The sequence below is a fragment of the Salipiger pallidus genome (assembly GCF_014643635.1).
Taxonomy (GTDB): Bacteria; Pseudomonadota; Alphaproteobacteria; order Rhodobacterales; family Rhodobacteraceae; genus Salipiger; species Salipiger pallidus.
Map to the genome: position 1 here is coordinate 1 of NZ_BMJV01000019.1, position 1,148 is coordinate 1,148.

Here is a 1,148-nt window from a genome sequence, read left to right on the forward strand (position 1 = left end):
CCCCACACTTTCGCACCTCAGCGTCAGTATCGAGCCAGTGAGCCGCCTTCGCCACTGGTGTTCCTCCGAATATCTACGAATTTCACCTCTACACTCGGAATTCCACTCACCTCTCTCGAACTCAAGACTGGGAGTTTTGAAGGCAGTTCCGAGGTTGAGCCCCGGGATTTCACCCCCAACTTTCCAGTCCGCCTACGCGCGCTTTACGCCCAGTAATTCCGAACAACGCTAACCCCCTCCGTATTACCGCGGCTGCTGGCACGGAGTTAGCCGGGGTTTCTTTACCAGGTACAGTCATTATCTTCCCTGGCGAAAGAGCTTTACGACCCTAAGGCCTTCATCACTCACGCGGCATGGCTAGATCAGGGTTTCCCCCATTGTCTAAGATTCCCCACTGCTGCCTCCCGTAGGAGTCTGGGCCGTGTCTCAGTCCCAGTGTGGCTGATCATCCTCTCAAACCAGCTACTGATCGTAGACTTGGTAGGCCGTTACCCCACCAACTATCTAATCAGACGCGGGCTAATCCTTCTCCGATAAATCTTTCCCCCGAAGGGCGTATGCGGTATTACTCACCGTTTCCAGTGGCTATCCCGCAGAGAAGGGCATATTCCCACGTGTTACTCACCCGTCCGCCGCTCACCCGAAGGTGCGCTCGACTTGCATGTGTTAGGCCTGCCGCCAGCGTTCGTTCTGAGCCAGGATCAAACTCTCAAGTTGAAAACCGATTGCTCGGTTATCCTTGACGTTCGAACCTCTGCACATCTCATTCGACCGGCTAGGTCGAATGAAGTCATCTGTCTGTATGTGCTTCAGTACCAAAGGTACCGAAGAACCGTACAAGACAGTGAAGCTGACACTCCATCATCGGGCCGAAACCCTAAGAGTGCGATATACAGAGACTTGATCCATCGAATGGACCGTAGTCGCCCGCATATCTCTTCAGTTGTATATCAATGTCAAACAGCGTTGAGACAAAAAACCAGACCAGTGCGCCCTAACTTACGGCGCGCCTGCCCGATCAATGCCTCGAATTCCTTGCCGTCAGGTCCGTCTCAGCGGCCCATCCAGCGTCCCGTCAGCACCTCAGCGCCGCCGGTGAAGGGGCTTCTACGGTTACACCAACCGACTCGCAACCCCTTTTTTCAAGA

General features: G+C 54.4%; 1 rRNA gene. It reads right to left on the reverse strand.

Annotated elements, in window-relative coordinates:
• A 16S ribosomal RNA gene (locus IEX41_RS21335) occupies positions 1 to 717 on the reverse strand; the annotation flags it as partial.
• Positions 718 to 1,148 lie beyond the last annotated feature (431 nt).